The organism is Variovorax sp. OV329, from assembly GCF_900114785.1.
GTDB lineage: Bacteria > Pseudomonadota > Gammaproteobacteria > Burkholderiales > Burkholderiaceae_C > Variovorax.
Genome location: NZ_FOUG01000007.1, coordinates 315,428 through 341,365, shown reverse-complemented (window position 1 = coordinate 341,365; position 25,938 = coordinate 315,428). Strand labels below are relative to the sequence as shown.

The 25,938-nt window shown below is 69.1% G+C and carries 28 protein-coding genes; 18 read left to right on the top strand and 10 right to left on the bottom strand.

What is annotated here, in order from left to right; translation table 11 throughout:
* Nucleotides 1-79: 79 nt before the first annotated feature.
* Nucleotides 80-415 carry a hypothetical protein gene (locus BM345_RS14985; RefSeq protein WP_093380691.1) on the bottom strand — a complete coding sequence of 112 codons (336 nt, stop codon included), beginning with the start codon at nt 413-415 and terminating at the stop codon, nt 80-82.
* A gap of 212 nt (nt 416-627) precedes the next feature.
* Here BM345_RS14985 and BM345_RS14980 point away from each other — a divergent pair, with 212 nt between their 5' ends.
* Entirely contained in the window at nt 628-861 is a 234-nt protein-coding gene (locus tag BM345_RS14980) for a hypothetical protein (RefSeq protein WP_093380689.1), read from the top strand.
* A gap of 67 nt (nt 862-928) precedes the next feature.
* The gene (locus BM345_RS14975; protein ID WP_093380687.1) at nt 929-1,336 is read left to right on the top strand and encodes a cupin domain-containing protein; all 408 of its coding nucleotides are present in this window, start codon (nt 929-931) and stop codon (nt 1,334-1,336) included.
* 119 nt (nt 1,337-1,455) lie between these two features.
* On the opposite strand, the gene BM345_RS14970 is transcribed toward BM345_RS14975, so the two are convergent.
* The 5 genes from BM345_RS14970 to BM345_RS14950 form a co-directional block, all read right to left on the bottom strand.
* The gene (locus BM345_RS14970) at nt 1,456-2,157 is read right to left on the bottom strand and encodes a dienelactone hydrolase family protein (RefSeq protein ID WP_093380686.1); all 702 of its coding nucleotides are present in this window, start codon (nt 2,155-2,157) and stop codon (nt 1,456-1,458) included.
* Nucleotides 2,158-2,212: 55 nt separating this feature from the next.
* Nucleotides 2,213-3,076, bottom strand: a complete 864-nt coding sequence (locus BM345_RS14965) for a hypothetical protein (RefSeq protein ID WP_093380684.1) — start codon at nt 3,074-3,076, stop codon at nt 2,213-2,215.
* Nucleotides 3,077-3,102: 26 nt separating this feature from the next.
* On the bottom strand, nt 3,103-4,083 hold the full coding sequence (locus tag BM345_RS14960; protein WP_093380683.1) for an alpha/beta fold hydrolase: 981 nt from the start codon (nt 4,081-4,083) through the stop codon (nt 3,103-3,105).
* A 129-nt stretch (nt 4,084-4,212) separates the two neighbouring features.
* The gene (locus tag BM345_RS14955) at nt 4,213-5,220 is read right to left on the bottom strand and encodes a LysR family transcriptional regulator (protein ID WP_093380681.1); all 1,008 of its coding nucleotides are present in this window, start codon (nt 5,218-5,220) and stop codon (nt 4,213-4,215) included.
* A 161-nt stretch (nt 5,221-5,381) separates the two neighbouring features.
* Nucleotides 5,382-8,222, bottom strand: a complete 2,841-nt coding sequence (locus tag BM345_RS14950; protein WP_093380680.1) for an ATP-binding protein — start codon at nt 8,220-8,222, stop codon at nt 5,382-5,384.
* A 232-nt stretch (nt 8,223-8,454) separates the two neighbouring features.
* On the opposite strand from BM345_RS14950, the gene BM345_RS14945 reads away from it, so the two are divergent.
* The 14 genes from BM345_RS14945 (at nt 8,455) to BM345_RS14880 (ending at nt 19,161) form a co-directional block, all read left to right on the top strand.
* Nucleotides 8,455-8,823, top strand: coding sequence for a hypothetical protein (locus tag BM345_RS14945; protein ID WP_254789742.1), 369 nt, complete (start codon nt 8,455-8,457; stop codon nt 8,821-8,823).
* A 5-nt stretch (nt 8,824-8,828) separates the two neighbouring features.
* On the top strand, nt 8,829-10,058 hold the full coding sequence (locus tag BM345_RS14940; RefSeq protein WP_254789741.1) for a bifunctional alpha/beta hydrolase/OsmC family protein: 1,230 nt from the start codon (nt 8,829-8,831) through the stop codon (nt 10,056-10,058).
* A complete protein-coding gene (locus BM345_RS14935) occupies nt 10,055-10,546 on the top strand; it encodes an Ohr family peroxiredoxin (RefSeq protein ID WP_093380678.1) in 492 nt (163 codons plus the stop codon). The genes BM345_RS14940 and BM345_RS14935 overlap by 4 nt, the downstream gene beginning before the upstream one ends.
* A gap of 231 nt (nt 10,547-10,777) precedes the next feature.
* Nucleotides 10,778-12,445 carry an electron transfer flavoprotein-ubiquinone oxidoreductase gene (locus BM345_RS14930; protein WP_093380677.1) on the top strand — a complete coding sequence of 556 codons (1,668 nt, stop codon included), beginning with the start codon at nt 10,778-10,780 and terminating at the stop codon, nt 12,443-12,445.
* 24 nt (nt 12,446-12,469) lie between these two features.
* Entirely contained in the window at nt 12,470-12,727 is a 258-nt protein-coding gene (locus BM345_RS14925; RefSeq protein WP_093380675.1) for a ubiquitin carboxyl-terminal hydrolase 14, read from the top strand.
* Nucleotides 12,728-12,900: 173 nt separating this feature from the next.
* The gene (locus BM345_RS14920; protein WP_139237526.1) at nt 12,901-13,200 is read left to right on the top strand and encodes a hypothetical protein; all 300 of its coding nucleotides are present in this window, start codon (nt 12,901-12,903) and stop codon (nt 13,198-13,200) included.
* Between the two features lie 127 nt (nt 13,201-13,327).
* Complete coding sequence (locus tag BM345_RS14915; RefSeq protein ID WP_093380672.1) at nt 13,328-14,149, top strand: alpha/beta fold hydrolase; 822 nt, start codon at nt 13,328-13,330, stop codon at nt 14,147-14,149.
* Nucleotides 14,133-14,723, top strand: coding sequence for a peroxiredoxin-like family protein (locus tag BM345_RS14910; protein WP_093380670.1), 591 nt, complete (start codon nt 14,133-14,135; stop codon nt 14,721-14,723). The genes BM345_RS14915 and BM345_RS14910 overlap by 17 nt, the downstream gene beginning before the upstream one ends.
* A gap of 14 nt (nt 14,724-14,737) precedes the next feature.
* Nucleotides 14,738-15,742 (top strand): bestrophin family protein, encoded by a 1,005-nt coding sequence (locus BM345_RS14905; protein ID WP_093380668.1) that lies wholly within the window; start codon nt 14,738-14,740, stop codon nt 15,740-15,742.
* A gap of 170 nt (nt 15,743-15,912) precedes the next feature.
* The gene (locus tag BM345_RS14900; RefSeq protein WP_093380667.1) at nt 15,913-16,392 is read left to right on the top strand and encodes a carboxymuconolactone decarboxylase family protein; all 480 of its coding nucleotides are present in this window, start codon (nt 15,913-15,915) and stop codon (nt 16,390-16,392) included.
* 23 nt (nt 16,393-16,415) lie between these two features.
* A complete protein-coding gene (locus tag BM345_RS14895; protein WP_093380665.1) occupies nt 16,416-17,171 on the top strand; it encodes an SDR family oxidoreductase in 756 nt (251 codons plus the stop codon).
* 131 nt (nt 17,172-17,302) lie between these two features.
* Nucleotides 17,303-17,827 carry an Ohr family peroxiredoxin gene (locus BM345_RS14890; RefSeq protein ID WP_093380664.1) on the top strand — a complete coding sequence of 175 codons (525 nt, stop codon included), beginning with the start codon at nt 17,303-17,305 and terminating at the stop codon, nt 17,825-17,827.
* Nucleotides 17,828-17,898: 71 nt separating this feature from the next.
* The gene (locus tag BM345_RS14885) at nt 17,899-18,543 is read left to right on the top strand and encodes a response regulator transcription factor (RefSeq protein WP_093380662.1); all 645 of its coding nucleotides are present in this window, start codon (nt 17,899-17,901) and stop codon (nt 18,541-18,543) included.
* 21 nt (nt 18,544-18,564) lie between these two features.
* On the top strand, nt 18,565-19,161 hold the full coding sequence (locus BM345_RS14880; RefSeq protein ID WP_093380661.1) for a LuxR C-terminal-related transcriptional regulator: 597 nt from the start codon (nt 18,565-18,567) through the stop codon (nt 19,159-19,161).
* Nucleotides 19,162-19,180: 19 nt separating this feature from the next.
* Here the strand turns inward: BM345_RS14880 and BM345_RS14875 are convergent, their stop codons facing one another.
* The 3 genes from BM345_RS14875 to BM345_RS14870 all read right to left on the bottom strand — a co-directional run bounded on the left by BM345_RS14875 (nt 19,181) and on the right by BM345_RS14870 (nt 22,040).
* The gene (locus BM345_RS14875; RefSeq protein ID WP_175545016.1) at nt 19,181-20,092 is read right to left on the bottom strand and encodes a LysR family transcriptional regulator; all 912 of its coding nucleotides are present in this window, start codon (nt 20,090-20,092) and stop codon (nt 19,181-19,183) included.
* A gap of 13 nt (nt 20,093-20,105) precedes the next feature.
* A complete protein-coding gene (locus tag BM345_RS30135; protein ID WP_175545015.1) occupies nt 20,106-20,279 on the bottom strand; it encodes a hypothetical protein in 174 nt (57 codons plus the stop codon).
* Between the two features lie 159 nt (nt 20,280-20,438).
* On the bottom strand, nt 20,439-22,040 hold the full coding sequence (locus tag BM345_RS14870) for an ATP-binding protein (RefSeq protein ID WP_254789740.1): 1,602 nt from the start codon (nt 22,038-22,040) through the stop codon (nt 20,439-20,441).
* A 242-nt stretch (nt 22,041-22,282) separates the two neighbouring features.
* Between BM345_RS14870 and BM345_RS14865 the strand changes: the two genes are divergently transcribed.
* Nucleotides 22,283-22,648, top strand: coding sequence for a DNA-binding transcriptional response regulator (locus BM345_RS14865; RefSeq protein WP_093380659.1), 366 nt, complete (start codon nt 22,283-22,285; stop codon nt 22,646-22,648).
* A 10-nt stretch (nt 22,649-22,658) separates the two neighbouring features.
* Here BM345_RS14865 and BM345_RS14860 read toward each other — a convergent pair whose 3' ends face one another.
* Nucleotides 22,659-23,390, bottom strand: coding sequence for a response regulator (locus tag BM345_RS14860; RefSeq protein WP_093380657.1), 732 nt, complete (start codon nt 23,388-23,390; stop codon nt 22,659-22,661).
* Nucleotides 23,391-23,552: 162 nt separating this feature from the next.
* Here BM345_RS14860 and BM345_RS14855 point away from each other — a divergent pair, with 162 nt between their 5' ends.
* Nucleotides 23,553-25,910, top strand: coding sequence for an ATP-binding protein (locus tag BM345_RS14855; RefSeq protein WP_139237525.1), 2,358 nt, complete (start codon nt 23,553-23,555; stop codon nt 25,908-25,910).
* Nucleotides 25,911-25,938 lie beyond the last annotated feature (28 nt).

The window sequence follows — 25,938 nt, the reverse complement described above, 5'->3', positions numbered from 1 at the left end:
TGGTCGGCGAGGCCCGGGGGTGTTCTGGAGGGGCTGCGATGTTGCCAGCTTTGAATGCGGCGTGCCCGCGGCAGGGGCTTCAGTGGCAGAGGGCGGCCGGTTCGAGGCGCCCCTGCGAGTAGCTCGCCGCCTGTTCGCGGTCGTAGAAGTCGCCGCGAAGCGTGAACCCTGCCTGCACCGAGGACTTCACCGAGGTGACCCTGCCGGCGGCCGAGCGTTCGAGCACCAATTCCTCGGGCAGCCCGTCGATCACGTGGACGGGGGCGAGCCGCCCGTCCGCGAAGCGCGAGGCGTAGATGCAGCCCGTCTCGTTGTTGCGGAACGCTGGCTGGAACCCGAGCGGCCGGTTGTTGGCGCTCACGCCGCCGCTGCCTTGGAAGACGGTGTTCTCCTGGGCAAGGATGGACCGGTTCATGTGCTCACCTCGTCGTTGATGGATTCGGTGCGTGGATGCTAGGCAGGCGCATCGCAGGCCGGAAGCCGGCACATGGGCATTGCAATGTTGCCCTGAAGGCAACAAAGGCAATTGGTGCGCACTCATCAACACGGTGCGCCCTTTCGCATGCCTACCGGATCAGGCAGGCCCTTCCTACGATTTGTGCTCCTACTTTCATCGAGGTGCGAATCATGAACAAGCTGCTTCTGACTGCGCTGCTGTCGGCACTGGGCACCTGGACCGTCATGCACGCGATCGAGCCCGTGGATGCTGCCGAGCCTCCCGGCCAGGCACGCTTCGAGCCGTCCATCGACAGCCCGGCGATGCCGCCGGTCGTGCGCTGGCCGGCGCCGCAGGCGCCTTTCGAGTCCACGCCCATCACGCCCTTCGAGACGGTGGGCGCCGCGCATTTCGAGCCCTTCTAGGCCTCGCAAAAGCCAAGAACCCGAGCCCAAGCAACCAAGCAACCCAAGCAACCCAAGGATCGCAACCATGAATTCCCTCAAGAGCACCGCACGACATTTCCTGATCGTGGCCGGCGTGCTGCTCGCCCAGCATGCTGCTGCCGCGCCCCAGGCCGTGGTCAAGGAGCTGACGACCCAGGACCTGCCCGACATGCCGGGCAAGGAGGTCCTGGTGATCAGCGTGGACTACCCGCCAGGCGCGGTGGACCCGGTACATCGCCACGACTCGCACGCCTTCGTCTACGTGCTGGAAGGCAGCATCGTGATGGCCGTCAAGGGCGGCAAGGAAGTCACGCTCGGCCCGGGCCAGACCTTCTACGAGGCGCCGGACGACGTCCACACCGTGGGCCGCAATGCGAGCAACACCAAGCCGGCGAAGTTCATCGTCACGCTGATCAAGCCGAAGAACCATCAGTTCTTCATCCCGGTGCAGTAGGACGCCGCGCGGGCGCCGATCCATCGATCTCATGACCGTCGGCACGCAGGCCCCTGCCGAAGATTGAAAGCCGCACCGGTCGCCCGGTGCGGCTTCTTTTTTGCAAGTACCGGAGGGCGTCAGGCCTGCTTCAGGTAGACGGCCAGGAAGTCGCGGGTGCGTCGGTTCGCCAGCGCGGCTGCCTCGGCGTCGAAGGCCATGCCGCGGTGACGTGCGAAGGCATGGCCGCAGCCCGGGTAGCTGAAGAGCTGCACCATCGGCCGGTCGGCCAGCGCCTCGCGGATCTGGCGCTGTGCGGGCTTGCCGATGTACTCGTCCTCTTCGGCAAGATGGACGATCAGGGGGCTGTCGACATCCTTCGCTTCGTCGATGTGCCTGTCGGCGTTGCCGGGGTAGTAGGCCACCGCGGCATCGGCGCCGACCCGCGCAGCCGTCAGGTAGCTCAGCAGCCCGCCCAGGCAGTAGCCGACCACGCCGACCTTGCCGCTGCACTCCGGCAGGCGCCTCGCGGCGTCGATGGTGGCTGCGATGTCGGCCACGCCGGTGTCCAGGTCGAATGCGTTGTACAGCGCGAGCGCCTTGGCGCGCTCCGCCTCGGTACGGTCCGTCATGTCCAGGCCGGGCTCGACGCGCCAGAACAGGTCGGGGCAGATCGCCAGGTAGCCCTGCGCGGCCAGCTCGTCGCAGGTCTGGCGCAGGTCGGCATTGACGCCGAACACCTCGTGGATGACGACCACCGCCGGCGCCGGCGTGGCACCGGGGCGGGCCATGTACGCCATGAAGCTGCCGTCGGGCGAATCGATGCGGATGGATTCGGGCATGGGTATTCCTTTGGCGCTCGTGGCGCCAGCTCAAGATGGTGGGGAGGGGAGATGGCTACGCGCCGAGCCACCGTGCGACGTTGCGCACGTACTGCCGGGTGGAGCGGGCGGCCTCGGCGAAGCGCGCCATGCCCGAGCCGGCGGGCTCGACCACGAAGGAGGGACATCCGGCGCCCGGGTCCCAGTTGTAGTCGGCGAAGTGATGAAAGGTCGACTGTGCGATGGCCCGTCCGCCCTTGCCGGTGCGCTCGAAGGCGACTGCGAGGTTGAAGCGGCGGCCGGTCGCGGAGCTCTTGCCTTCCATGATCACGCGGCAGCTCGGGTCGTCCGGCGGCGCACTCACCGCGCCTTCGTGCGGATGGGCCGGCAGGTACTGGATGACGCCGCTGGCCGAGTGCCTGTCGCGCATCACCGGGTGGATGCTGCCCGTGGACCAGACCCGCTGGTAGTCGCCATTGGCCCCCGAGTCGTAGTTGGGCCACGAAATGCCGGGGCTGTTGGCATTGTCCACGCATTGGCGGCTCTGGTCCGGCTCGCAGTTGCGGCTGTGGAAGTGGTGTGCGCGGCCGACGTCCGCGAGATTGCACAGGCAGCTGCCGAGGTCCATGTGGTCGCGCGTGACCAGAAGCGAGCGGCCCTTGCCGCGAAAGCGGCCGATGGCCGCGCAGTCCTCCGGTGTGAGGCCATCGCCGGTATCGACCGCCAGCAGCCACAGCTGGTCGACGTCCGACTCGTCGAGCCTCGAGAGCACCGGGTCGGGCGCGCTCCGGGGCCCCCGGTTGCGCGCCGTCACGCGGAAGGCCGGCCGGCCCTGCTCATCCTGCAGTGCGCCCAGGTAGGCGGTGAGGAGACTGAAGCGCGAAACGTTCCAGTCGTCCGGTTCATCTTCGATCGTGGTCTGGAGCAGCAGGTGGAGCATGGCGTGGTCGTATCCCGTTCGTCCCTTCAGGCCGTGCTGCTCAGGAAGGCCAGCAGGTCGGCGTTGACCTTGTCCTGCATGGTGGCCGTGAGCCCGTGCGGCGCACCGGGGTAGTAGATTTCCTTGGCACCCTTCACCAGGCGCGCCGCCTTCTTCGCGGAGTCGTGGATGGGCACGATCTGGTCGTCTTCGCCATGCATGAAGAGCGTGGGGATGTCGAAGCGCTTCAGATCCTCGGTGAAGTCGGTCTCGGAGAAGGCCTTGACGCATTCGAAGGCGTTCTTCTGGCCGCTTTGCATGCTCCACAGCCAGAACTGGTCGATGATGCCCTGCGAGACCTTGGCGCCGGGCCGGTTGGCGCCGTAGAAGGGAATGGCCAGGTCCTTGTAGAACTGCGAACGGTCACCCGCGACGCCGGCGCGGATGCCGTCGAAGACGTCCAGAGGCAGGCCTTCCGGGTTCGAGGTCGACTTCAGCATCACCGGCGGCACGGCGCCGATGAGAATGGCCTTGGCCACGCGCTTCGTGCCATGCCGGCCGATGTAGCGCGTAACCTCGCCGCCGCCGGTCGAATGCCCGACCATCGCGACCTTCTTCAGGTCCAGCGCCTCGAAGAGCTCGGCCAGGTCGTCGGCGTAGCCGTTCATGTCGTTGTTCGACGAGGACTGCGTGGAGCGGCCATGGCCGCGGCGGTCGTGGGCGATGACACGGAAGCCGTTGCGCGCCAAGAAGTGCATCTGCCCATCCCACGCATCCGCGTTGAGCGGCCAGCCGTGGGAGAAGGTGACCACGGGACCGTCGCCCCAGTCCTTGTAGTAGATCTGGGTGCCGTCCTTGGTGGTGATGGTGCTGCTGGTCATGCGCGGGCTCCTGCTGGGTTGGGTTGGGCGGGAAGAGGCGGTGGCGGCGCTGGCGGTGCCTTCGGCGAGTGCGGCCAGCGCGCCGGTGGCGAGCGCGGCGCCGCCGGCGATGAGGCTGCGGCGCGCGGGGTCGTGCGATTCGGTCATGGATGGGATCCTCTTGGTGTTGAATGTGGCGAAGTCATCGTAGGTTTGCGCCTCGGGCCCCGGTAGGTTCGGGCAGGGACTCACGCTGTTGTTCGACGGGCACCAATGCAGGCGACGCGCATGCGCTCCTCAGGCTGCCTGCAGTTCAAGGTCGGCGGCGCATTGCAGGTCGGCGGCGCGAATCTTCTCGATCATGAAGTCGATGAAGGCGCGCATGCGCGTGGGCAGGTGCTGGCGGCTCAGGTAGCAGACGTAGTGGCCGCGATCATCGGGCGCGTGCTGCGCCAGGCAGGACACCAGCGTGCCGCCGCTCAGCGCGCCGCAGATCAGGTAGCCGGGCAGTTGGGCGATGCCCTGGCCGTCCTGCACCGCCTGCAGCATCAGGTCCGCGTCGTTGTAGGTGAGCCTGGATTGCGGCAGGTACTTGTGCAGCTGGCCTCCCACCTTGAACTCCCACTCGAAGACGCGGCCGGAGGCATGCCGGAAGTTGATGCACTGGTGCTGCGCCAGCTCGGCCACCGTGGCCGGCAGCCCGTGGGCCTCCCGGTAGGCCGGCGAGGCGCACACCAGCATCTGCATGGGGATGATCTGGCGGGCGATGATCTGCGCGTCCTCGATGCGCCCGTTGCGGAACTCGATGTCCACCCGGTCGGTGATGAAGTCGGCGGGCTTGTCGCTGAGCACCAGGTCGATGGTCACCTCGGGGTAGGCGCGCTGGAACTGGCTCAGCAGCGGTGCCACGACCTTGCGCCCGAAGCCCACGGCCGAGCTGATGCGCAGGTGGCCGCGCGGCGGGCCTTCGCGCAGGTCCTTCATCTCTTCCACCGCCTGGACGATCCGGTCCACGCCGGTGTGGCAGCTGGCATAGAACATGTCGCCCTCGCGGGTCAGCGTGGTGCTGCGCGTGGTGCGCAGGAACAGGCGCACGTTGAGCTGGTCCTCCAGCCGCTGGACGCTGCGGCTGACCGCCGAGCGGCCGATGCCCAGCCGGTCGGCGGCGCGCGCGAAGCTGCCTTCGGCCACCACGGCGATGAAGGCGACCACCCCCGCGTAGGTGGTGGCGAAGCTGGAGGCCAGCGGGTCGGCGCGCGGCGCGAGCGGCACGGTCGAGGAAAAGGGAAGGGCAGGCGTTGACATGAGGCGGCTTGTAGTTTCTTGAGGAATTGCAGAGTGCGAGTGCCTCCACGAGAGGTGCACGGAACTCTGCGCGCGCCGGCCCGCCGAGGCCAGTTAATGCCTGTCAATGTTTGTTATTGGGCCGGATACGGGCCCTCGGCCGGGCCGTGCGCCGCCTGGGATCAGGGGCAGGTGAGCAGCGTATGCAGGGCATGGGCCTCTGCAAGTGCAGGGCCTTCGCCGTCAGCGGCCGCTGCGCGCGCGGCAACTTCGGCCAGCCGGACCGCGGCCTGCGCGCCCTGGCCGGACCGGTGCCAGAGCCTGGCCAGGCTGGTGACCGCGCGCAATTCCCAGCTGAGCGCGCCCTGCTGCCTGGCGATGTCGATGGCGCGCCGGTAGAAGTCTTCTGCTTCGGAGGTCTTTCCGCGCTGTTCCTCGCGCCAGCCGGCGGCGCGCCACGCTTCGGCGGCGATCCACAGGCCCTCGCCACGCCCGACCCGCTCGATGACCTGGTCGTCGAGCCAGTCGATGCAGAAGCTCAGCAGCATCTCCTTGTGGGGCGCGTCGTAGCCCGCGAGCTGCTCGCGCACGCGGCGGATGTGCAGCTCGCGCTGCGTCGCCATCTGCAGCTGCAGGCCCTGGTCGAACCACTCGGCATAGCGGTACCAGCCCGCCAGGCCCTTGCGCTGGGCCTCGTCCATCATCCTGGGAATCCATCGGCGGGCCAGCTCCACCTCGCCGGACCACAGGGCGACCGCGCAGCTGCCGTACAGGGCCGCGCACAGCGACACCGAGTTGCCTGCCGCCTCGGCGCGAGCCACCGAATCGCTGGCAGTCTCGAGTGCCCTGGCGGTCTGCCCCTGCAGCCAGAAGGTGCGGCACAGCACGGCCTTGGCGGCCACCACGGCCTCTGGCCCCACCACGGCAGTGACGGACGTGCGCCCGAACGGGCCCGAGAGGCCCAGTGCCGCCTCGCTGTGCTGCCTGGACAGTTCAAGGTTGCCGCAGAAATGGTTGGCCATGGCGCTCACGCGGTGCGAGAGGATGCGCGCCGGCGGGTCGTCCCAGCCCTGCACTGCGTTCTCCAGGATCTCGCCGTTGCGCAGCGCCGCCAGGTACTCGCCGCGGAACATGTCGTGCGTGCTGCGCCCCCAGCGTGCGTGCAGTTCGAGGTGGCGCACCTGGACGGCCAGGGCGCCTTCCAGGGCGCGGTCGCAGGCTGCGTCCAGCTCGTCGGTGGGCGTTCCCGTGCTCAGCAGCGGGCTGATCAGGGCGGTGTAGAGCAAGGTCGCGGTCTCGATGTCCGGCTCGCTCTGCTGCTCGACGATGTCGAGGGCGAAGCGCAACCAGTCGCGGTACTCGGCAACCTGCGAGACCTGGAACCACAGCGGCGCCGAAGCCGTGAGCAGCGAAGTGGCGAAGCGGATGTCGACCTGCTCCGTCAGGCACAGCTCGATCGCCTGGCGCACGTCGTCGAGGCGGTAGGCGTAGCCGTCCAGCCAGGCTTGCTCGCCCATGTGCTGCAGCTGCGCCGCGGCGGTCTTCATCAGCTCCAGCATCAGCACCGCGTGCCGGTGAAGCATCTGCGGTCGTTCGTCGCTGGCCACCAGCAGCGCGGATGCGAAGCTTCTGGTCGTGATCAGCAGCCGGTACGGTGCGATGGCGTCGTTGTTGTCGAAGGCCACCAGCGACTTGTTCGCCAGCGAGATCAGCGCGTCGAAGGCCAGCTCCGGGTCCAGGTCGCCCTGCGTCACGCTCAGCGCCGACTCGACGTCGAAGCGGCCGCGGAAGACCGACAGCCGGCGCAGCAGCTTCAACTCCTCGGGGACGAGAAGGGCAGCGCTCCACTCCAGCGTAGCGGCCAGCGTGGTGTGGCGGGCCAGCACGGCGCGCTTGTCGATGGAGTACAGGCGCATGTGGTCGTTCAGGCGCATCGCGAGATCGCCCAGCGGCTGCACGCCCAGGCGCGCGGCCACCAGCTCGATGGCCAGGGGAATGCCGTCGATCTGCCGCGTGATGGTGGCCAGCGAGGCGCCGTCGGATTCGCCGAAGGACCGCGAGCCCGCGGCCGCCGCGCGCTCCACGAGCAGTTCCACCGCCGGCGCACACAGGGCCTCGGCCAGGCCCACGTCGTCCGCGTCCGGCACCGCCAGGGGCGAGAGCCTCAGCACATGCTCGCCCTGCACCCGCAGTGCCTCGCGGCTGGTGGCCAGGATGTGCAGCGCGGGCGATGCCGAAAGCAGCCGGCTCACCAGAGGCGCGACCGTGTCCACCACGTGCTCGCAGTTGTCGATGAGCAGCAGGACGTCCTGGCCGGCCAGCCGCTGGGCGATGGCCTGCAGGGGATCGCCCATGTCGGTGGCCACGCTCAGTGCGCGCGCCAGGGTGCTCAGCACATGCTCGCCCGACGCCACGGGCGAAAGGTCCACGAAGGCGACTTGCGAAGGCCGGTGCTGCTCCAGGCTCTCGGCTGCACGGATCGCGACACTGGTCTTGCCGACGCCGCCCGTGCCGACCACGGTCACGAGCCGTCCGAGCCGGAGCGCCAGGTGGATGCGTTCCACGTCCGCCTGGCGCCCGATCAGCCGCGTCAGGCGAACCGGCAGTTTCATGAAGGCGGCGGGTGATGCGGGGACCCTGGCCGGTGCGCTGGCGCCTGGCGTTTCACGTTGCACCCGGCCGTTGAAGCGGTAGCCGCGCAGTGGAATGTTGGAGATCCATTCCTTGCAGTCGTCGTCTTCGGCTGGCTCGCCCAATGCCTTGCGCAGCGTGGAGATGTGCACTCGCACGCTGGCCTCTTCCACCACCACGCCGGCCCACACGGTGGCGAGCAGGTCCCCCTTGCTCACGACTTCGCCGGCGCGGCTGATGAGTTGCAGCAGCAGTTCGAAGGAGCGCGAGCCCATGCGCACCTCCTGGCCGTCCCGCTCGACGCGGCGCTGGCCTTCCCACACCACGAACGCGCCGAAGCGCCAGCAGACCTCGGTCGGCTCCTGGGTGGAGGGGGTTTGCTCTGGCTGCATGGGAGGTTTCGTGAGGGACGGCATCGCACGAGCATGCCTGTCCATGCGTCGATGATCCCCGAAAAGGGTCGCAAAGTTTAACGAAGCCCCCGCGCGGCGCCGGTGGATTGGTGCGTGCCCGTCAACACCGTGAGGCATTGCGGATGGCTTCTGCGGGGGCCGCCGGCTTCCTACGATTCGTGAACGCACTGGCCCGCCCCATCCGACCCTAACCCCACGCAGCGACGACATCATGAAGATCACACTGACTCCCTCCCTGGACGTGCAAACGCACGACGCGCCCACCTCGGATGCCTTGAACAGCTGGTATGGAGACCGCCCCGCCGTGCGGCGCCTCTGGGCCATCCGCAACGACGAGGCCACCGATGCGGCGGCGCTGCGCGTGATCGTGATGCTGGAGCCCTCGCCCGATGGCGACGACGCCAGCCCGCGCTGGATGGCCAACGGGCCGCAATGGGCGCAGGAGCTCAGCGAGCGGCTCGCGGGCTCCGTGCAGCTCGAGCGCATCGACGGACCGCTGCCCGACGAGTTCGAGATCGAAGGCGAGGGCGTGCTGCTGTCGGCGCTGAGCTGGCGCGACTGCACCTTGCTGCAGGACTGAGCGCCGTGCCCACGCATCAGTTCGACTTCCAGGCCCGCTCGGGGCAACGGCTGTCCGGCAGCCTGGAGATGCCCGAAGGGATGGAGCGCGGCTGGGCACTGTTCGCGCACTGCTTCACCTGTGGGCGAAAGAACCTGGCGGCGGTGCGCATCGCGCGCGCCCTGGCGGGGCAGGGCATCGGCGTGCTGCGCTTCGACTTCACCGGCCTGGGCGACAGCGAGGGCAGCTTCGCCGATTCGAGTTTCAGCCTCAACGTGCAGGACCTCGTCGATGCCGCCGCCGCAATGCAGTCGGCCGGCATGCCGCCACAGCTGCTGATCGGGCACAGCCTGGGCGGTGCGGCCATGCTCGCCGCCGCCGGCGCGATCGACAGTGCGCGGGCGGTGGCCACCATCGCGGCGCCCTTCGACGTGGAGCATGTGCTGCACCTGCTGGACCCGGCCGGCCTGGCGCGCCTGGAAGAAGAGCCCAGCACGCTGGTGCAGATTGCGCAGCGGCCGATGTCGGTGGGGCGCGCCTTCGTCGAGGACCTGCGCGGCCACGACCAGGGCGCGCGCATCGCCGTCCTGGGCCGGCCGCTGCTGGTGCTGCATGCGCCCGGCGACCGCACGGTGGGCATCGAGAACGCCACGCGCATCTTCCTGGCGGCCCGGCATCCCAAGAGCTTTGTCTCGCTGGACGATGCGGACCACCTGCTGTCCAACCGCAGCGATGCGGAGCACGTCGCGACGCTGATCACGGCCTGGGCCGGGCGCTACCTGCCCCAGGCCTCCACCGCCATCACCGCCTCGCGCGAGGCGGCCGACGCGGTGGCGGTGGAGACCGGCACGGGCAAGTACCAGCTGGAGCTGCGCTCCGGCGGCCGGCGCTGGATCGCCGACGAGCCCGAGGCCGTGGGTGGCCTGGGCTCTGGCCCGACGCCCTACGACATGCTGGCCTGCGCCCTGGCCGCCTGTACCACCATGACCCTGCGCCACTACGCCGACAGCAGGGGCTGGGCCGTGACGCGCATCCGCACGGAGGTGAGCCACCGCCGCGACAAGGACGCATCGCCGCCCGACGTGTTCAGCCGCCAGTTGAGCATCGATGGCGACATCGACGATGCGCAGCGCGCGGCCCTGCTGGAGATGACGCTGCGCTGCCCGGTGCACCGCACGCTGGCACAGGGCTCGGCCTTCGAGCCCGCCACGCTGGCGGGCGCGGCGCCCCTCGCCTCCACAGGAGTCCTGCGATGAGGATGCACGCCGAGCACCCGGCCATGCGGCTCACGCCCTACGTGGGCGCGGAGGTGCTGCCGCTCTACACCACCACCGTGGCCGTGTCGGCCGGCGAGGCGCGCCGCGAGCCCAGGACCAGCCGCGCGGTGTCGGACGATGGCAAGCTGGACCTCGTCCTGACGCAGCCCATGGAACTGGGCGGTGACGGTGCCGGAACCAATGCGCAGCAGCTCTTCGCGGCCGGCTTCGCCTCGTGCTTCCATGGCGCCCTGTCCATCGTTGCGGCTTCCAGGGGCATGGGGCTGCCACACATCGACATCGCGGTCACCGTCTCCTTCGGGCGGGACCCGGTGGACGGGCTCTTCCTCATCACGGCCGAGCTGGAGGTGAGCCTGCCGACCCTGGACGCGAACGAGGCCGCCGGCCTGGTGGCGGAGACCGAGCGCATCTGCCCCTACGCGAAGATGGCCCGCACCGGCATGCATGCCAGGGTGCGGCTGGTCTGAGCGCGGCGGCGACGATTTCATGGCCCGCGCTCCCGATGAGGCGGGCCTCCATTTGCCTTCCGCCCGCCGCAACGAAGACGACGGGTGCCAGATTGCCGAGGCGGCTGTAAGAGGCGTGCACTTTCCATCCGTTCGTGCACGGGACGAACTCACGTCGGCGGGACCCCTGCGGTTCCTGCAAATCCGACCAGCAACACGGTGACGCGGCGGGTGGAAGGCGCCCCTTGGAGAATGCACGTGACAACCGAAGCTGCAGGCGAGCGAGAGAAGTTCGACTACGACGTGGTCATCGTCGGTGCCGGCCCCGCAGGCCTGGCCACGGCCATCCGCATCCGGCAACTGATGCCCGAGGCCTCGGTCGTCGTACTCGAGAAGGGCAGCGAGCCCGGCGCCCACACGCTCTCGGGCGCGGTGATGGACCCGCGGGCCATCGACGAACTGCTGCCTGGCTGGAAGGCGCTGGGGGCGCCATTGAACCAGCCGGTGACGGCGGACGAGTTTTTCTTCCTGGGCGGGAAGCGCTCGCTGCGCACGCCGGGCTGGCTGGTGCCGCGCTGCTTTCGCAACGAGGGCAACTACGCGATCAGCCTGGGCCGGGTCGTCAAGTGGCTGGCCGAGCATGCGCAGGCGCAGGGCGTGGAGATCTTCGCCGGCTTCGCGGCCACCGAGGTGCTGTACGACCCGCAGGGGCGCGTCATCGGCGTGGGCACCGGCGACATGGGGGTCACGCGCAGCGGCGATCATGGGCCTGCGTACCAGCGCGGCGTGGAGCTGCACGGCAAGTACACCATCTTTGCGGAGGGCGCGAGGGGCCAGTTGGGGCGGCAGCTCATCGAGCGCTTCGATCTGGCGCGGGACCGCGATCCCGTCAGCTACGCGATCGGCCTGAAGGAAAGCTGGGAGGTGGATGCGACCCGTGCACGGCCCGGCCTGGTCGTGCACACCGCCGGCTGGCCGATGCAGAGCGACACCTTCGGCGGCGGCTTCATCTATCACCTGGAAGGCAACCGCGTCTCGCTGGGCTTCGTGGTCGGCCTGGACTACGGCAACCCCTGGCTCAGTCCCTACGAGGAGTTCCAGCGCTGGAAGACGCACCCGGCCGTGCGGGCGCACATCGAGGGTGGCCGGCGCCTGGGCTATGGGGCACGGGCCATCAACAACGGCTTTCCGCGCAGCCTGCCCAGGACCGTCTTCCCGGGCGGCGCGCTGGTGGGGTGCGAGGCCGGCTACCTGAACGCGGCGCGCATCAAGGGCAGCCATGCGGCCATCAAGACGGGCATGCTGGCGGCCGAGGCCGTCTGCGACGCGCTGCGCGCCGGTCGATCGGGCGACGAGCTCGTGGCCTACCCGCAGGCCTTCGCGAAGAGCTGGCTGCATGCGGAACTGCAGGAGTCGAAGAATTTCAAGCTGTGGTTCAAGTACGGCAGCCTGGTGGGCACGCTCATGACCGGCATCGAGCAATGGCTGATGCCGCGCCTGGGCATCCGCACCCCGCCCTGGACCCTGCGCAACCGCCGGCCCGACCACGAGAGCCTGCGACCGGCGGCGAAGAGCGAGCCGATCCACTACCCCAAGCCCGACGGGAAGCTGAGCTTCGACCGCATGAGCTCGGTCTACCTCAGCAACACGCACCACGAGGAAGACCAGCCGGTGCACCTGCGGCTGCGCGACCGGCGGGTGCCGGTGGAAACCAACCTGCGCCTCTACGCCGGTCCCGAGAGCCGCTATTGCCCGGCAGGCGTGTACGAGTTCCTCACGACCGACCGTGACGAGGACCGCCTGCAGATCAACGCGCAGAACTGCATCCACTGCAAGACCTGCGACATCAAGGACCCCACGCAGAATATCGTGTGGGTCGCCCCCCAGGGCGGCGAAGGTCCCGACTACGATGCGATGTAGACCATCGCCCACCAGGAGCATCCGATGAGCATCCCCTGCACCCATCTCGACCAGATCCACGACGTGCGCCCCTCGGGTGCCGGCTGCGTGGAGTGCCTGCGCAACGGCGGGCGCTGGGTGCACCTGCGCATGTGCCTGACCTGCGGCCACGTGGGCTGCTGCGATTCGTCGCCGGGCAAGCACGCGACCCAGCACTTCCACGAAACCGGCCACCCCATCGTTCAGTCCGCCGAGCCCGGCGAGGACTGGCGCTGGTGCTACGCCGACAAGACCCAGGTGTAAGACCTTCGCGCGGCGCACTGCGAGCGCATTGATGCCGCGCATGCAACACGGCGGTCCCTCCCGCAGGGCTACCGCCACGAAGGCGTGATTCCTACATTCGAACCGTGTCGCGATGGTCGCGACCCGGTGCCCCGGCCGCTCTGGGGACGGGGCGCCGCCCCAGGGGAATCACCATGATCCAGAGCACGCCTTCTTCGCCGCCATATCGCATGGACCCGCTGTCCCACGCCGCCACCTCGATCGTGGGCGATGCGTCGCTGCTCGCCGCCGGCGGGGCCTTCCTGGCGATCGCGCTGCTGGCGGTGGCAGCCGCCGGACTGGTCATCGCTGGCGAGGCGGCCCATTCGCAGCTGAGGCTGGCCACTGTGTCGCTCGATGCGATGAGCGACATGCGCGACGGCGACATCTGCTCGGCGCGGCCGGTGTGCGCGAATCCGCAGCAGCATCTGTCGTCCATCCAGCGCGTCTGCTGACGCGGGCCCGGTCGTTCCCGATTTCCCAGGGAGCGCAGGCCCCGTGTCTGCGCCTGCCGCTCCCGTCTTCTGCGCACGCGTGCGCCAGCCACCTCCAAGCCAGGCCAAACCTCCACAGGAACTTCCAATGAGAAATCTCTCACGACTCGCCCGCGCCGCCACGGCCATCGGCTTGATGACGCTGCACTTTGCCGCGCCGGTCCACGCCGAAGTCGCCACGCCCACCGTCGTGCTGGTGCACGGCGCCTTCGCCGAATCCGCCAGCTGGGATGCCGTGGTGCGCAACCTGCGCGCACGCAACTACCCCGTCATCGCCGCCGCGAATCCGCTGCGCGGCGTGAAGTCCGATGCGGCCTACGTGTCGACCGTGGTGGCCGCGGTCAAGGGCCCCGTGGTGCTGGTCGGGCATTCCTACGGCGGCTCGGTGATCTCGGCCGCGGCCGAGGGCATGCCCAACGTCAAGGCGCTGGTCTACGTGGCCGCCTTCGCGCCGGAGCCGGGCGAATCGGCGGCCGACCTGTCGGGCAAGTTCCCGGGCAGCACGCTGGGCACGGCCCTGGCAGAGCCGGTCGCGTTGCCCGGTGGCGCCAAGGACCTGTACATCCAGCAGGACAAGTTCCCCGCGCAGTTCGCCGCCGACGTGGCACCGGCAGCCGCGCGGCTGATGGCGGTGGCGCAGCGGCCCATCACCGATGCGGCGCTGGCCGAAGGCGCGCCGGGCGCCGCATGGAAGAACGTGCCCTCCTGGTTCGTCTACGGCGACCGTGACCTGAACATCCCGCCCCAGGCGCTCGCCTTCATGGCGCAGCGGGCGAAGTCGAAGAAGACCGTGGTGGTCAAGGGCGGCTCGCACGTGGTGATGATCTCCAAGCCCAACGCGGTGAGCCGGCTCATCATCGAGGCGGCGGACAGCGTCTCGCAGAAGGCAGCGCATGACACCGCCGAATGAGGCCGAGATGGTGTTCGACGCCACGGGCATCGCCGCGCGCGCCCGGCGTGCCGGCGAGCTCGCGCCGGACGTGACCCTGCCCGACGCTGAGGGCACGCCCATGCGCCTGTCGGACCTGTGGCACCGGGGGCCGCTGGTCATCGTCTTCTACCGCGGCGGCTGGTGCAGCTACTGCAACCTGCAGCTGCGCGCCTGGCAGCGCGAGGCCGCCGCCCTGGCGCGGCTGGGTGCCACGCTGGTGGCCATCTCGCCGCAGACGCCGGACAACTCCATGAAGACGGCCGACGACAACGCGCTGGCCTTCACCGTGCTGAGCGACTGCCAGCTGGAGGCGGCCAACGGCTTCGGCCTGGCGTACACCCTGCATCCGGACCTGGTCGAGTACTACGGCAGCGTGGGCACCGACATCCCGGTGCTCAACGGCAACGGGCAGTGGGTGCTTCCGGTGCCCGCCACCTACGTGGTGGACACCGGCGGCAACATCCGCTTCGCGCTCATCGAGGAGGACGTCCGCCAGCGCGCCGAGCCGCGCGAGGTACTCGCCGTGATCGAGAGCATGGCGCTGAACGCCTGAGGAGAGACATCGACATGCACCTGGGCAAGTCCTACCGGGTTTCCGAGTTCATCGTCTGGACCCGGCGCCAGATCTACCTTCTCGTGGCCGTGGGCTGCGTGCCGGTCATCCTCTACCAGGTGCTGGGCATGCGCTGGCTGAGCATCCCGCTCACGGTGGTGGGCCTGTTGGGCACGGCCACTTCCTTCATCGTGGGCTTCAAGAACGTGCAGACCTACAACCGCACGCTGGAGGCGCAGCAGCTGTGGACCGCCATCCTGGGCACGAGCCGCTTCTGGGGCGCGAGCGTGCACAACTACGTGCCGGGCCGCGACGACGCGCGGGACCTCGTCGCGCGGCACCTGGCCTGGCTCAGCTGCCTGCGCTACGCGCTGCGCGCGCCGCGCCCGTGGGAGTCGCAGGAAAGGGCCTCGAACGCCGAGTACCGGCACCTGTACCGGGTGCAGGAGCACGACACGCCGCTGGAAGTGGAGCTGCGCCGCCACCTGCAGCCGCAGGAACTGCAGCGGGTGCTGGGCGCCCCCGACCCTGCCATGCAGGTCCTGTGGCTGCAGGGCCGCGCGCTGCACCGCCTGCTGGAGCATGGGCGCCTGTCGCTGACCTATTCCATCGAGCTGAACAAGCTGCTGAAGGAATTCATCGACCAGCAGGGCCGCGCCGAGCGCATCAAGAACTCGCCCTACCCGAGGCAGTACGCCATCATCAACACGATCTTCGTGTGGGCCTTCTGCGTCCTGCTGCCCTTCGGCCTCCTGAAGGAGTTCGACAAGCTCAACGACGGCATCACCGGCCTCATGCAGGGCTGGATGGTGTGGCTGGTGGTGCCTTTCAGCGCCACCATCTCCTGGATGTACAACGCGCTGGAGCAGGTGGGGGAGAGCACCGAGAACCCCTTCGAGGGCGGTGCCAACGACGTGCCCATCACCTACTTCGCCCGGCTCATCGAGCGCGAGCTGATGGGCGCGCTGGGCGAGACCACGCCGCCGCTGCCCGAGCCGGTGAACAGCATCCTGATGTGAGGCTGCCGCCGCATTGGTGCGCAGAACTCAACACCGTGGGTCCGCCTGCATGCCTTCCGTGAAGCGACCCCCAAACCTAGCATCGATACCGCATCAGCGATTCACCGCAAGCGCGCAATCGCGCCGCACCGAGTCCAGGCATCAACCGACCCCATCAAGGAGCCCAGTCAATGACCCAGCGCGTCAACTATGTGGAGCAGTCTCCCGAGCTGTTCAAGAAGTTCGTCGAATTCCTCAATGCCATCAAGGAAGGCGCGATCGAGGAATCGATCCGTGACCTGGTGTCCATCCGCACCTCGCAGCTCAACGGCTGCACCTTCTGCCTGGACATGCACGTCAAGCAGGCCAGGATCCACGGCGAGCGCGAACTGCGCCTGCATCACCTGGCCGGCTGGCGCGAATCCACGCTCTTCATCCCGCGCGAGCGCGCCGCCCTGGCCTGGACCGAGGTGCTCACCAAGCTGCCGGAACTGGGTGTGCCGGACGACATCTACGACCGCGTGCGCACGCAGCTGTCGGAAAAGGAAATCTCGGACCTCACGTTCCTCGTGATGTCCACCAACGCCTGGAGCCGCCTGAACGTCGGCTTCAAGACCGTGCCCGGTTCGTCCGACAAGGTGTTCGGGCTGGACAAGGCGAAGCTGTCCTGAAACCCACCGCAAAGGAGCTCATCATGAAGATCGTCGTCATCGGAGGCACGGGCCTCATCGGATCCAAGGTTGTCAGCCGGCTGCGCGCTGCCGGCCACGAGGTGCTGGCAGCCTCGCCCGCATCCGGCGTCAACACGCTCACCGGCGAAGGGCTGGACGAAGCGATGGCCGGGGCACACACGGTGCTGGACGTGTCCAACTCGCCGTCCTTCGAGGACAAGGCTGTTATGGAGTTCTTCCAGACCGCCACCGGCAACCTGCTGGCGGCCGAAGCCCGCGCCGGCGTGAAGCACCACGTGGCGCTGTCGGTGGTTGGGACCGACCGCCTGCCGGACAGCGGCTACTTCCGCGCCAAGGTCGCGCAGGAGAAGCTCATTCGCGAATCGAAGATGCCCTACACCATCGTCCACTCGACGCAGTTCTTCGAGTTCCTCGGCTCCATCGCGCAATCGGGCGTGCAGGGCGACGAGGTCCATCTGTCGCCGGCCTACGTCCAGCCGATCGCCTCGGACGATGTCGCCGATGCGGTGGCCGACTACACGGTGGGCTCGCCGAAGAACGCGACGGTCGAGATCGCCGGTCCGGAGCGCGTGCGCCTGTCCGAACTGGTGCAGCGCTACCTGAAGGCTTCGAACGATCCGCGCACCGTGGTGGCGGACGTGCATGCGCGCTACTTCGGCGCCGAGCTCAAGGACGACACGCTGGTGCCCGGACCCGGCCCGCGCATCGGAGCGCTCGGCTTCGAGGCCTGGTTCGCCCTGCCCAAGGCGCCTCGCTGAATGCAGGCACCTCTGCCGCCGCCGCGCGCAACGCGGTGGACTGCCAGCCGGCGTCCCTGGCTGGCCGTCCGCTGTCCTGGCGTGCGGGGCGGCAGAGGCTGCCGGCTCCCCGGTGCAAAGTTCCATCGATCATGTCCAAGCTGAAAGCCCCTCCCGTCGAACTGCTGAACAAGTACAGCGGCGCCGACTTCCAACCGATCTACTCCACCAAGGTCACGGTCAGCGGAGGGGAGGCGGAGCACGCCCGCGCCTCGGGCGTTGCGCGGTCCGACGATGGCAACCTCGAGGTGCAACTGCGCCTTCCCACCGAGATGGGCGGGGAGGGCGGCGGCACCAACCCCGAGCAGCTGTTCGCGGCCGCATACGCAGCCTGCTTCCATGGCGCGCTGAATCTGCTGGCCACCCGCAACCGGATCACCTTGCGAGGTGCGAGAGTGGAAGTCTTCGTGGCCTTCGGCCGCGACCCGATGGACGGCCTCTTCTCGCTCAGCGCCGACGTGCGCATCTTCCTGCCCGGCGTCGAGAAGAGCGTGGCCGAGGAACTGGTGCGCAACACCGAGCGCCTGTGTCCCTACGCCAAGATGGCCCGCAATGGCATCACGAGCGTGGTCGCGCTGGCAGCTGCCAGCGACACGCAGGGACTTAACAAGCAATGACAGGGAATAACTGGAACGGCGCACGTAGTCCGCACAGACTCCTGGCACGCCTTTCGTAAGGAGCTGCGTTCATGACGACAACACCGACCCACGGCCCCCGCCTCCAGGTGGCGGTCGCCCATCAGGACCCCTACGTGGCGGCTGGCATCTCGGCGCTCCTGCGCTCGCAAATGGACCTTCTCGTCCACGTGGGCGAGCCTTCCGATTGCACGGCCGACGTGCTGGTGACGGACTACGAGGCCGCCCTGCGGCGAGCCGAGGCAGGCGCAAGCGTGAGAAGACCCGCGCGCATGCCGGTCTCGCTGATCGTGACGGACCAGGTTGCGGGCTGGCAGGTGCGCCGCGCGGTGGATGCGGGCATCCGCGGCTACATGCTGCAGGACTGCACCGGCGACGAACTGGCCGAAGCGGTGCGCAGCGTGGGCGCCGGGCGACGCTACCTGTCGCCGCTGGTGGCCGAGCACCTGCTGGATGCACTCAGCTACGACGTGCCCACCGCGCGGCAACTGGAGGTGCTCAAGCTCATCGCGCTGGGACTTTCCAACAAGGACATCAGCCGGCGCCTGGGCATCGGCGAGCGCACCGTGAAGACGCATGTGAAGGCGATCCTCGGCAAGCTCGGCGAGCGCACCCGTACGGCCGCCATGGCCGAGGCCATGCGGCGCGGCATGCTGGGCGAGGGCAGGCGGCGCGTGGCGCTCCCCGCGGGTGCCTGAAGGTTGAGGCAGGAGAACTCCATGACACCCTTCACCCCCCTCGCGATCCGCGTCTGTCACGACAACCCCCTGCTGCGGGCCGGCCTGGTGTCGCTCATCGGCCAGGCCCCCGACCTGGATGTGCGCGCCGGACAGGACTGCGGCGACGAGCATCCCGTCGATGTGATCGTGGCCGGCTATGGCTGCGCGCTGGACCTGCTGGCCTCGGCACCGGCCAGCCCGTGCTCGCCGCCCATCGTGGTCGTGACGCGTCGCGACACCGAGCGCGATGTGGTGCACGCCATCAACAGCGGCGTGCACGGCTACCTGCTGCAGGACTCGGGCCCCCTGGAGCTGATCAGCTCCATCCGGCACGTGGCGCGCGGCGGTTCGCGCTACCTGTGCAGGCGCGCGGCGCCCCTGCTGGAAGGCGCGCACCGACCCGAGCTCACGCCAAGGGAGGACGAGGTGCTGCACCTGCTGGCCAACGGCGAGTGCAACAAGTCCATCGCGCGCAAGCTCGACATCTCGTCGCACACGGTGAAGGCGCACGTCTCCAAGATCTGCGAGAAGCTGCACGTGCATTCCCGGGTGCAGGCGGCCGCCGTGGCGGCGCAGCGCGGCCTGGTGCGGACATGAGCATCTCGCTCGTCGGCCGCTAGCGTGCAGCGGCGAGGAAGGCCAGCTGGTCGACCAGAAAGTCGATGCACAGCCGAACCCGCAGGGGCGGGTGGCGGCCGAAGGGGTGCAGCGCATGCACCGGCACCAGCGGCAGGGCCACCGCCGGCAGCAGCGGCACCAGGCGGCCGGCGTCGATGTCGTCCTGCACGGCAAGGCGCATCATCTGCACGATGCCCAGGCCATTGAGCGCGGCGATGCGCGTGGCCACGCCGCTGTCCGCATCGAGCACGCCTGGGGGCGTGTAGACGCTCCCGTCGGCAAAGCGCAGCGGAAAGGGCCGGCCGTCCAGGACGTAGCGGATGTGGTCATGCGCCTCCAGGTCGCTCCGGCTGCCGGGCGTTCCGCGTGCGGCCAGGTAGGCAGGCGAAGCGGCCAGCACCATCGGCAGCCGTGCCAGCAGGCGCGCGTTGAGATCGGAGTCCACGGCCTCGCCGGCGCGCACCGCGATGTCGAAGCCTTCGCGGATCAGGTTCACATGCCTGTCGGTGAGGCTCACCTCCAGCTTGAGCCCGCGATGCGCCGGCAAGAACAACCGGGTGACGGCATCCATGAGGATGCGCCCCAGGTCGCCTGGCGCCGTGATGCGCAGTACGCCCAGGGCGGTTGCCTCGGGGCGGATCACGTCGCCGGCCTCGTCCAGGGCGCGCAGCAGCGGCGCGACGCGCTCGAAGTACGCGGCGCCTTCCCGCGTGAGCGTGAGGCTGCGCGTGGATCGCCTGAACAGGCGCACGCCGAAGCGCGCCTCGAGCTTGGCCACGTTCTTCGACACCGCTGACGGCGAGGTGCCCAGGACACGGGCGGCTGCGCTAAAGGAACCGGATTCCACCGCGCGCACGAAGGCGATCAGCCCCTGCGCGCGGTCGAGCATGTGCGAGTCGGGCTGGGGCATGGGCCGCGGGTCGTCACGCGTCGGCTGGCCGGCCGCTCGCGCGGGCCAGGCGCGCCGCTTGCTCCAGCAGCTTCGACATGTCCATCGGCAGATGCCCCCCGAGCTGGGCGTGGCGCTGGCGGATCTTGTCCATCTGCTGGCGCACCCATGCGTCGCCGAGGTCGGAATAGTTCGGGGTCGGGTTCATGGCTCGCTCCTTTTGTCGCGGGGCCGCCTTTCGCTGCGATGCACGGCGGCTGCGGCTCATGCTAGGGAGAGGCACGCGCGGCCGGTAGGTTCGCGAGAGGACGCACGCTGTTGCCGGGCCGGCATCAATGCCATGGACAGGCTGCATGGCAATGCCTCGTCACGGAGCCAGCACGAGCGAGTGCGGACTCAGGTCCATCCAGCTCCATTGAGGCCAGAAGGAGATCTTCGGGCCGCTCGCAGACTCGGGCAGCCGCACCCTCGCGGCAAGGAGGGGCGGACTGGGCGAGGGAGGCCCCGGGTGGCGGGAGGGCATCGCATGGTTCTCCTTGCTCTGCGCCAGCAGCAGCTGTGCGTAGTTGCGCGTGGTGTCGAGCAGGCGATAGGGCTTGCCCGCGTGCTCCGGATCGAAGACGACCAGCGACTTGGTGGCCAGCGAGATCAATGCGTCGGTCGCGCGTTCGGGGTCCATGTCGTCCGCCGTCAGCACGAGCGCCGAATCGACGTCGAAGCGGCTTGAATAGACCGAAAGGCGCCTGAAGAGCTTGAGTTCCGTCTCGTTCAGCAGCGCCACGCTCCAGTCCAGTGCTGCGGCCAGGGAGCGGTGGCGCGGGATGGCCGCGCGCGTCCCGGTCCAGTACAGGCGCATGGGATCGTCCATCCGGTGCACCAGGTCGGCGATGGCCTGCGCGCCCAGGCGGGCGGCCACCAGTTCGATTGCCAGCGGAATGCCGTCCATCCGCCGGCAGATCCTGGCCAGCATGGCGCGATGGCAATCTTCGAAGGCGGTGGCGCCGGCGGCCCAGGCCCGCTCCACGAGCAGTTCGACCGCGGGCGAGCACATGGCTTCCTCCAGCGAGGCGGGCTCGCCCTCGGGCAGGGCCAGCGGGGTCAGCCGCAGCACATGCTCGCCCTCGATGCGCAGTGCCTCGCGGCTGGTCGCCAGGATGCGCAGGGACGGCAGTGCGGCCAGCAGCTGGATGAGCACACGGGACAGCGGCTCGATCACATGCTCGCAGCTGTCCACGAGCAGCAGCACCTCGCGGCCGGCCAGGCGCTGGACGATGGCTTGCAGCGGCTCGGGTGCGTCAGGCGCCGTGCCCAGCGCGCAGGCGATCGCGCAAATCACGGGGTCGGCCGAGTGCAGGGGTGCGAGGTCGACGAAGCCGACCAGCCCCGGGGCAGATGCCTGCTGCCTCATCGCCACGTCGATGGCGACGCTGGTCTTGCCGATACCGCCGGAGCCAACGACGGTGACCAGCCTGCGAGAGGCCAGCGCCTCGATCACGCGCCCGACCTCGGCGTTGCGGCCGATCAGCCTGGACAGGCGCGCCGGAATCCTCGCGAACTCGCAAGCCTGCGGCGCGGTCCGTTGCGTGGCGGGCATGACGCCGGCCTGCACCGCTTCGCATGCGACACGTCCGACGAAACGGTAGCCGCGCAGCGGAACGTTGGCAATCCACTCTCGGCAGTCGTCGATGGGGTCCGGCGTGCCCAGCGCCTTGCGCAGGTTGGACATGTGGACCCGCACGCTGGCTTCCTCCACCACCACGCCGGACCAGACGGCGGCGAGGAACTCCTCGTTGCTGATGACTTCGCCCGCGCGCTTGAGCAGCTGCAGCAGAAGATCGAAGGAGCGCGAGCCCAGCCGGATGGACTGGCCGCGCCGTTCGAGCCGGCGTTGTGACTCCCACAGGACAAAGCTTCCGAATCGCCACAGGACTTCGCCGTTCGCCTGCGTGTTCGTTGAATCAGCCAGCATGGGTGCTCCTTTCGGTATGCGCATGGTCTGACCGGCGTGTAGCCGCAGGATGTCGAGGGCGAGAACTTTCTTGTCAATTGAAATGCCGGCCGCCTGCCTTTGGGCGCGGCCGTCGAGGGCGAATGCGTCCTTTGTGTCCGTTGACACACAAGGGCGCGCCGTTGACACATTCCTGTGCACCGTGCGGGATGCAATGGCCCGGGCGCAACCCGATAAAGGCTCCGTGGCGTGGATCCAAGGCCATGACGAACCGAAGAACCCCAGGCAAGACCCAGCTCCTGATCCTCGAGTCGGATGACCTCATCCGCGGGCTGCTCGTGCGCTGGCTTTGCGAGGCGGGCTACGCCGTCGCGTCGGACGAATCCCAGCCGGGCGCCATCGCGCTGGTGATCGCGGACATCCCCAACCCCGCGCAGGCCGAGGCCGTGCTCAAGGAACTGGGAGCGCGCCACGGCGTGCCCGTGCTGCCCATGTCGGGCCGCTTCAGGCGCTACCGGGGCGCGCCGGAGGGCGTGGCGCGCCGGCTCGGCGTGGCCCGGGTGCTGCCCAAGCCCTTTTCGGGGGAAGAACTCCTTGCGGCGGTGGAGGCCTGCCTTGGCGGCCGATGAAAGTGCGCGGCTAGCGCAGGATCTCGACGTTGGCCAGGAAGGTGTAGCCCACGCCGCGATCCGTGCGGATCAGGGCAGGCTCTCCCTGGACCTCCAGCTTGCGGCGCAGGCGCCCGACCTGCACGTCGATGGAGCGGTCGTAGACCTCGTCGTCGTGCAGGCGAGAAAGCTCCAGCAGCTGGGTGCGCGTCAGCACGCGCTGGGGCGCGCCGAGGAAGGCGGTGAGCAGGTTGTATTCGCCGTTGGACAGGCCGACCACCTCGGCCTGCGGCGAGGTGAGCTTGCGCAACCCCACGTTGAGTTCCCAGCCGGCGAAGCGGAAGGCGCGCGCGCCCGGGTCCTTGCGGCTGTCCCGCATGCTGGTGCGGCGCAGCAGCGCCCGGATGCGGGCGAGCAGCTCGCGAGGAGAGAAGGGCTTGGTCACGTAGTCGTCGGCGCCCAACTCGAGCGCCATCACCCGGTCGGCCTCGTCGCGCCGCCCGGTGATCACGATGATGGCCAGGTCGGACTGCTCGCGAAGGCGCCGCGCGATCTGGATGCCGTCCTCGTCGGGCAGCCGCACGTCCAGCACCAGCAGGTCCACCGGCTCGCGGGTGAGGGCCACGGCCATCTCCGCGCCGGAGGCGGCGGCGCTGACCCGGAAGTCGTAGTCGCCGAGAAAGTCGACCAGCATCTGCCGGATCGAAGGGTCGTCGTCGACCACCAGCACATGTGGCGCCACGCCGGGCGTGGTCGATTCCATACCTGTGGCTCCTCGTCATGAAAGCGGTGCGGCAGTTTAATGGGCGCTGCGCCGGCCTGTCACTGGCAGGTGTATGCTGCGCCGGCCCTGCGCCGCAGGGGCTCTGCCCGGCGTGATGTCCCGCAGTCCGAGGACACGGCGCGCCGCTTTGGAGAAGAAGAGGTGCTTCCCAAGCCGTTCATCATCCGCAAGGCGCAGCTGGTGGCGATGGCTGCATCACTCGGCCAGCGGGTGATGGCCTCCGTCGTGCTGCGCTATGCGCTGGCGCCGGTCTTCGTCCTGCTGGCGGCGCTGGTGTTTCACTCGCCTCCAGGCCCGACCTTCAGTCTTGCCGGCCTGTGCGTCATCGCCGTGCTGGCCACGGCGTGGCTGGGAGGCGTCGGGCCGGGGCTGCTGGCGGCCGTACTGGCCAACTTCATGATCCCGCAACTGATCGACGTGCCCTATGCGCTGCTCTGGGGCTTGGTCGACGTGCCGCGCTTCGTCACCTTTTCCATCATCGGGCTGGCGGTGGGATGGCGCAGCTCCCGGCTGCACAGGGTGCTGCGAGACCAGGAGCGCCATGCGCTCGCCATGGCCGCCAGCGAAGACGGCTTCTGGGACTGGCTCGTTGCGGAAGACAGCGTCTACGTCTCGCCGCGATGGCTGGAGATCTACGGCCTGCCGCCCGACACGGTCTTCGCCGGCCGCAAGGACCTCATTGAACGGATTTCCTTTCATCCCGACGACCGGGCGCGGCTGACGCAGGGCCTCAGCGCGCATTTCGCCGGGAAGGACGGTCGCTACGGCACCGAGGCCCGCTTCATCCGCAAGGGCGAGACGCGCTGGATCCAGCTGGCCGGCCTGGCGACGCGGGACGCTTCCGGCACCCTGGTGCGCTGGACCGGCACGGCGCGCGACATCACCGAGCGCAAGCAGTCGGAGGAGGCGCTGCGCGAATCCGAGCAGCGCTACGAACTCGCCATGGCCGCCAGCGAATCGGGCTACTGGGACTGGCACGTTCCCAGCAACACCTACTTCGCGTCGCCCCGGGCTTTCGAGCTGGCCGGCTATCCCAAGGGCACCACCTGGGCGAACCGGGACGACTACCGGGCCAACATCAACATGCACCCCGACGACTTCGTGAAATGGGAGGCCGCGCGGCTTGCGCTGTTTGCGGGCACGGGCGAGCGCCTGGCCATGGAGGTGCGCTACATGGCCCCCGGCGGCGTGCGCTGGCACAAGCTGCAGGCGATCTGCAGGCGCGACGAAGAGGGCAAGGTGGTGCGGTGGACGGGATCGGCGACCGACACCACCGCCCAGAGGCAGGCGGAGGAGGAACTTGGCACGATGGAGCGCAAGCTGCGCCAGGCGCAGCGCCTGGAGTCCATGGGCACGCTCTCGGGCGGCATCGCGCACGACTTCAACAACATCCTGGGCGCGATCCTGGGCTATGGCGAGATGGCACTGCGCGGCGCCACGCCGGGAAGCCGGCTCGCGCGCGACCTGGACAGCATCATGGTGGCCGGCGAGCGCGGGCGCGCGCTGGTGGAGCGGCTGCTGGCCTTCAGCCGCAGTGGCGTTGGCGAACGCGTGCCGGTGCATGTCGAGAAGGTGGTGCGCGAGGTGCTGGACCTGGTCTCGGGCAATCTGCCGGCCAGCGTGACAGTGCATGCGCGGCTGCATGCCGGCGCCGCCGCGGTGCTCGGCGATGCCACGCAGGTGCACCAGGTGGTGGCCAACCTGGCGACCAATGCGGTGCAGGCCATGCAGGGCGGCGGAACGCTGCGCGTGGAGCTGGTCACCGAGCGCGTGGCATCGCCGCAGGCCGGCACCATCGGCCGGCGCGAGCCTGGTGAGTACGTGGTGCTGACAGTGGCCGACACCGGCGGCGGCATCGCGCCGGAGGTCATGGACCGCATCTTCGACCCCTTCTTCACCACCAAGGACGTGGGCACAGGCACGGGGCTGGGGCTGTCGCTGGTGCACGGCATCGTCACCGAGCTGGGCGGCGCCATCGACGTCGCCAGCACGGTGGGCGAGGGTTGTACCTTCGTCGTGCACCTGCCGCGTGCCGGCGACGCGGTGGAGCGCGGCGACGAGCGCACGGCGACCCCGCCGCGGGGCGACGGGCAGCGCGTGCTGGTCGTGGACGACGAGCAACCCCTGGTGCAGCTGGCCACACGCACGCTGCAAGCGCTGGGCTACCAGGCCGTCGGCTTCAGCTCGAGCACGGCGGCTCTGGCCGAGTTCCGCCAGGACCCGCAGCGCTTCGATGCCCTGGTCACCGACGAGCGCATGCCCGAGATGTCGGGTGCGGCGCTGATCCGCGAGGTGCGCAGCATGCGCAGCGGCATGCCCATCGTGCTGATGAGCGGCTTCCTGGGCGAAGGGACCCTGCGGCCGCGCACGGGGGGGCTGGTCAACGGGCATGGCGAGCAGGCGGGGCCGGCGCTGGCCGATGAACCGGACGAGGTGCTTCAGAAGCCCGTGTCCGGTCGCGAACTTGCCGACAGCCTGGCCAGGGTGTTGCGCCGGTAGGGCGTCGCCACCGTCGCCTGCGGCATCA

Excerpts from the sequence above, each read along its gene's own strand:
- BM345_RS14985 (WP_093380691.1), bottom strand. The coding sequence starts at position 415 with ATGAACCGGTCCATCCTTGCCCAGGAGAACACCGTCTTCCAAGGCAGC.
- BM345_RS14980 (WP_093380689.1), top strand. The coding sequence starts at position 628 with ATGAACAAGCTGCTTCTGACTGCGCTGCTGTCGGCACTGGGCACCTGG.
- BM345_RS14975 (WP_093380687.1), top strand. The coding sequence starts at position 929 with ATGAATTCCCTCAAGAGCACCGCACGACATTTCCTGATCGTGGCCGGC.
- BM345_RS14970 (WP_093380686.1), bottom strand. The coding sequence starts at position 2,157 with ATGCCCGAATCCATCCGCATCGATTCGCCCGACGGCAGCTTCATGGCG.
- BM345_RS14965 (WP_093380684.1), bottom strand. The coding sequence starts at position 3,076 with ATGCTCCACCTGCTGCTCCAGACCACGATCGAAGATGAACCGGACGAC.
- BM345_RS14960 (WP_093380683.1), bottom strand. The coding sequence starts at position 4,083 with ATGACCGAATCGCACGACCCCGCGCGCCGCAGCCTCATCGCCGGCGGC.
- BM345_RS14955 (WP_093380681.1), bottom strand. The coding sequence starts at position 5,220 with ATGTCAACGCCTGCCCTTCCCTTTTCCTCGACCGTGCCGCTCGCGCCG.
- BM345_RS14950 (WP_093380680.1), bottom strand. The coding sequence starts at position 8,222 with ATGCAGCCAGAGCAAACCCCCTCCACCCAGGAGCCGACCGAGGTCTGC.
- BM345_RS14945 (WP_254789742.1), top strand. The coding sequence starts at position 8,455 with ATGAAGATCACACTGACTCCCTCCCTGGACGTGCAAACGCACGACGCG.
- BM345_RS14935 (WP_093380678.1), top strand. The coding sequence starts at position 10,055 with ATGAGGATGCACGCCGAGCACCCGGCCATGCGGCTCACGCCCTACGTG.
- BM345_RS14930 (WP_093380677.1), top strand. The coding sequence starts at position 10,778 with ATGCACGTGACAACCGAAGCTGCAGGCGAGCGAGAGAAGTTCGACTAC.
- BM345_RS14925 (WP_093380675.1), top strand. The coding sequence starts at position 12,470 with ATGAGCATCCCCTGCACCCATCTCGACCAGATCCACGACGTGCGCCCC.
- BM345_RS14920 (WP_139237526.1), top strand. The coding sequence starts at position 12,901 with ATGATCCAGAGCACGCCTTCTTCGCCGCCATATCGCATGGACCCGCTG.
- BM345_RS14915 (WP_093380672.1), top strand. The coding sequence starts at position 13,328 with ATGAGAAATCTCTCACGACTCGCCCGCGCCGCCACGGCCATCGGCTTG.
- BM345_RS14910 (WP_093380670.1), top strand. The coding sequence starts at position 14,133 with ATGACACCGCCGAATGAGGCCGAGATGGTGTTCGACGCCACGGGCATC.
- BM345_RS14905 (WP_093380668.1), top strand. The coding sequence starts at position 14,738 with ATGCACCTGGGCAAGTCCTACCGGGTTTCCGAGTTCATCGTCTGGACC.
- BM345_RS14900 (WP_093380667.1), top strand. The coding sequence starts at position 15,913 with ATGACCCAGCGCGTCAACTATGTGGAGCAGTCTCCCGAGCTGTTCAAG.
- BM345_RS14895 (WP_093380665.1), top strand. The coding sequence starts at position 16,416 with ATGAAGATCGTCGTCATCGGAGGCACGGGCCTCATCGGATCCAAGGTT.
- BM345_RS14890 (WP_093380664.1), top strand. The coding sequence starts at position 17,303 with ATGTCCAAGCTGAAAGCCCCTCCCGTCGAACTGCTGAACAAGTACAGC.
- BM345_RS14885 (WP_093380662.1), top strand. The coding sequence starts at position 17,899 with ATGACGACAACACCGACCCACGGCCCCCGCCTCCAGGTGGCGGTCGCC.
- BM345_RS14880 (WP_093380661.1), top strand. The coding sequence starts at position 18,565 with ATGACACCCTTCACCCCCCTCGCGATCCGCGTCTGTCACGACAACCCC.
- BM345_RS14875 (WP_175545016.1), bottom strand. The coding sequence starts at position 20,092 with ATGCCCCAGCCCGACTCGCACATGCTCGACCGCGCGCAGGGGCTGATC.
- BM345_RS30135 (WP_175545015.1), bottom strand. The coding sequence starts at position 20,279 with ATGAACCCGACCCCGAACTATTCCGACCTCGGCGACGCATGGGTGCGC.
- BM345_RS14870 (WP_254789740.1), bottom strand. The coding sequence starts at position 22,040 with ATGCTGGCTGATTCAACGAACACGCAGGCGAACGGCGAAGTCCTGTGG.
- BM345_RS14865 (WP_093380659.1), top strand. The coding sequence starts at position 22,283 with ATGACGAACCGAAGAACCCCAGGCAAGACCCAGCTCCTGATCCTCGAG.
- BM345_RS14860 (WP_093380657.1), bottom strand. The coding sequence starts at position 23,390 with ATGGAATCGACCACGCCCGGCGTGGCGCCACATGTGCTGGTGGTCGAC.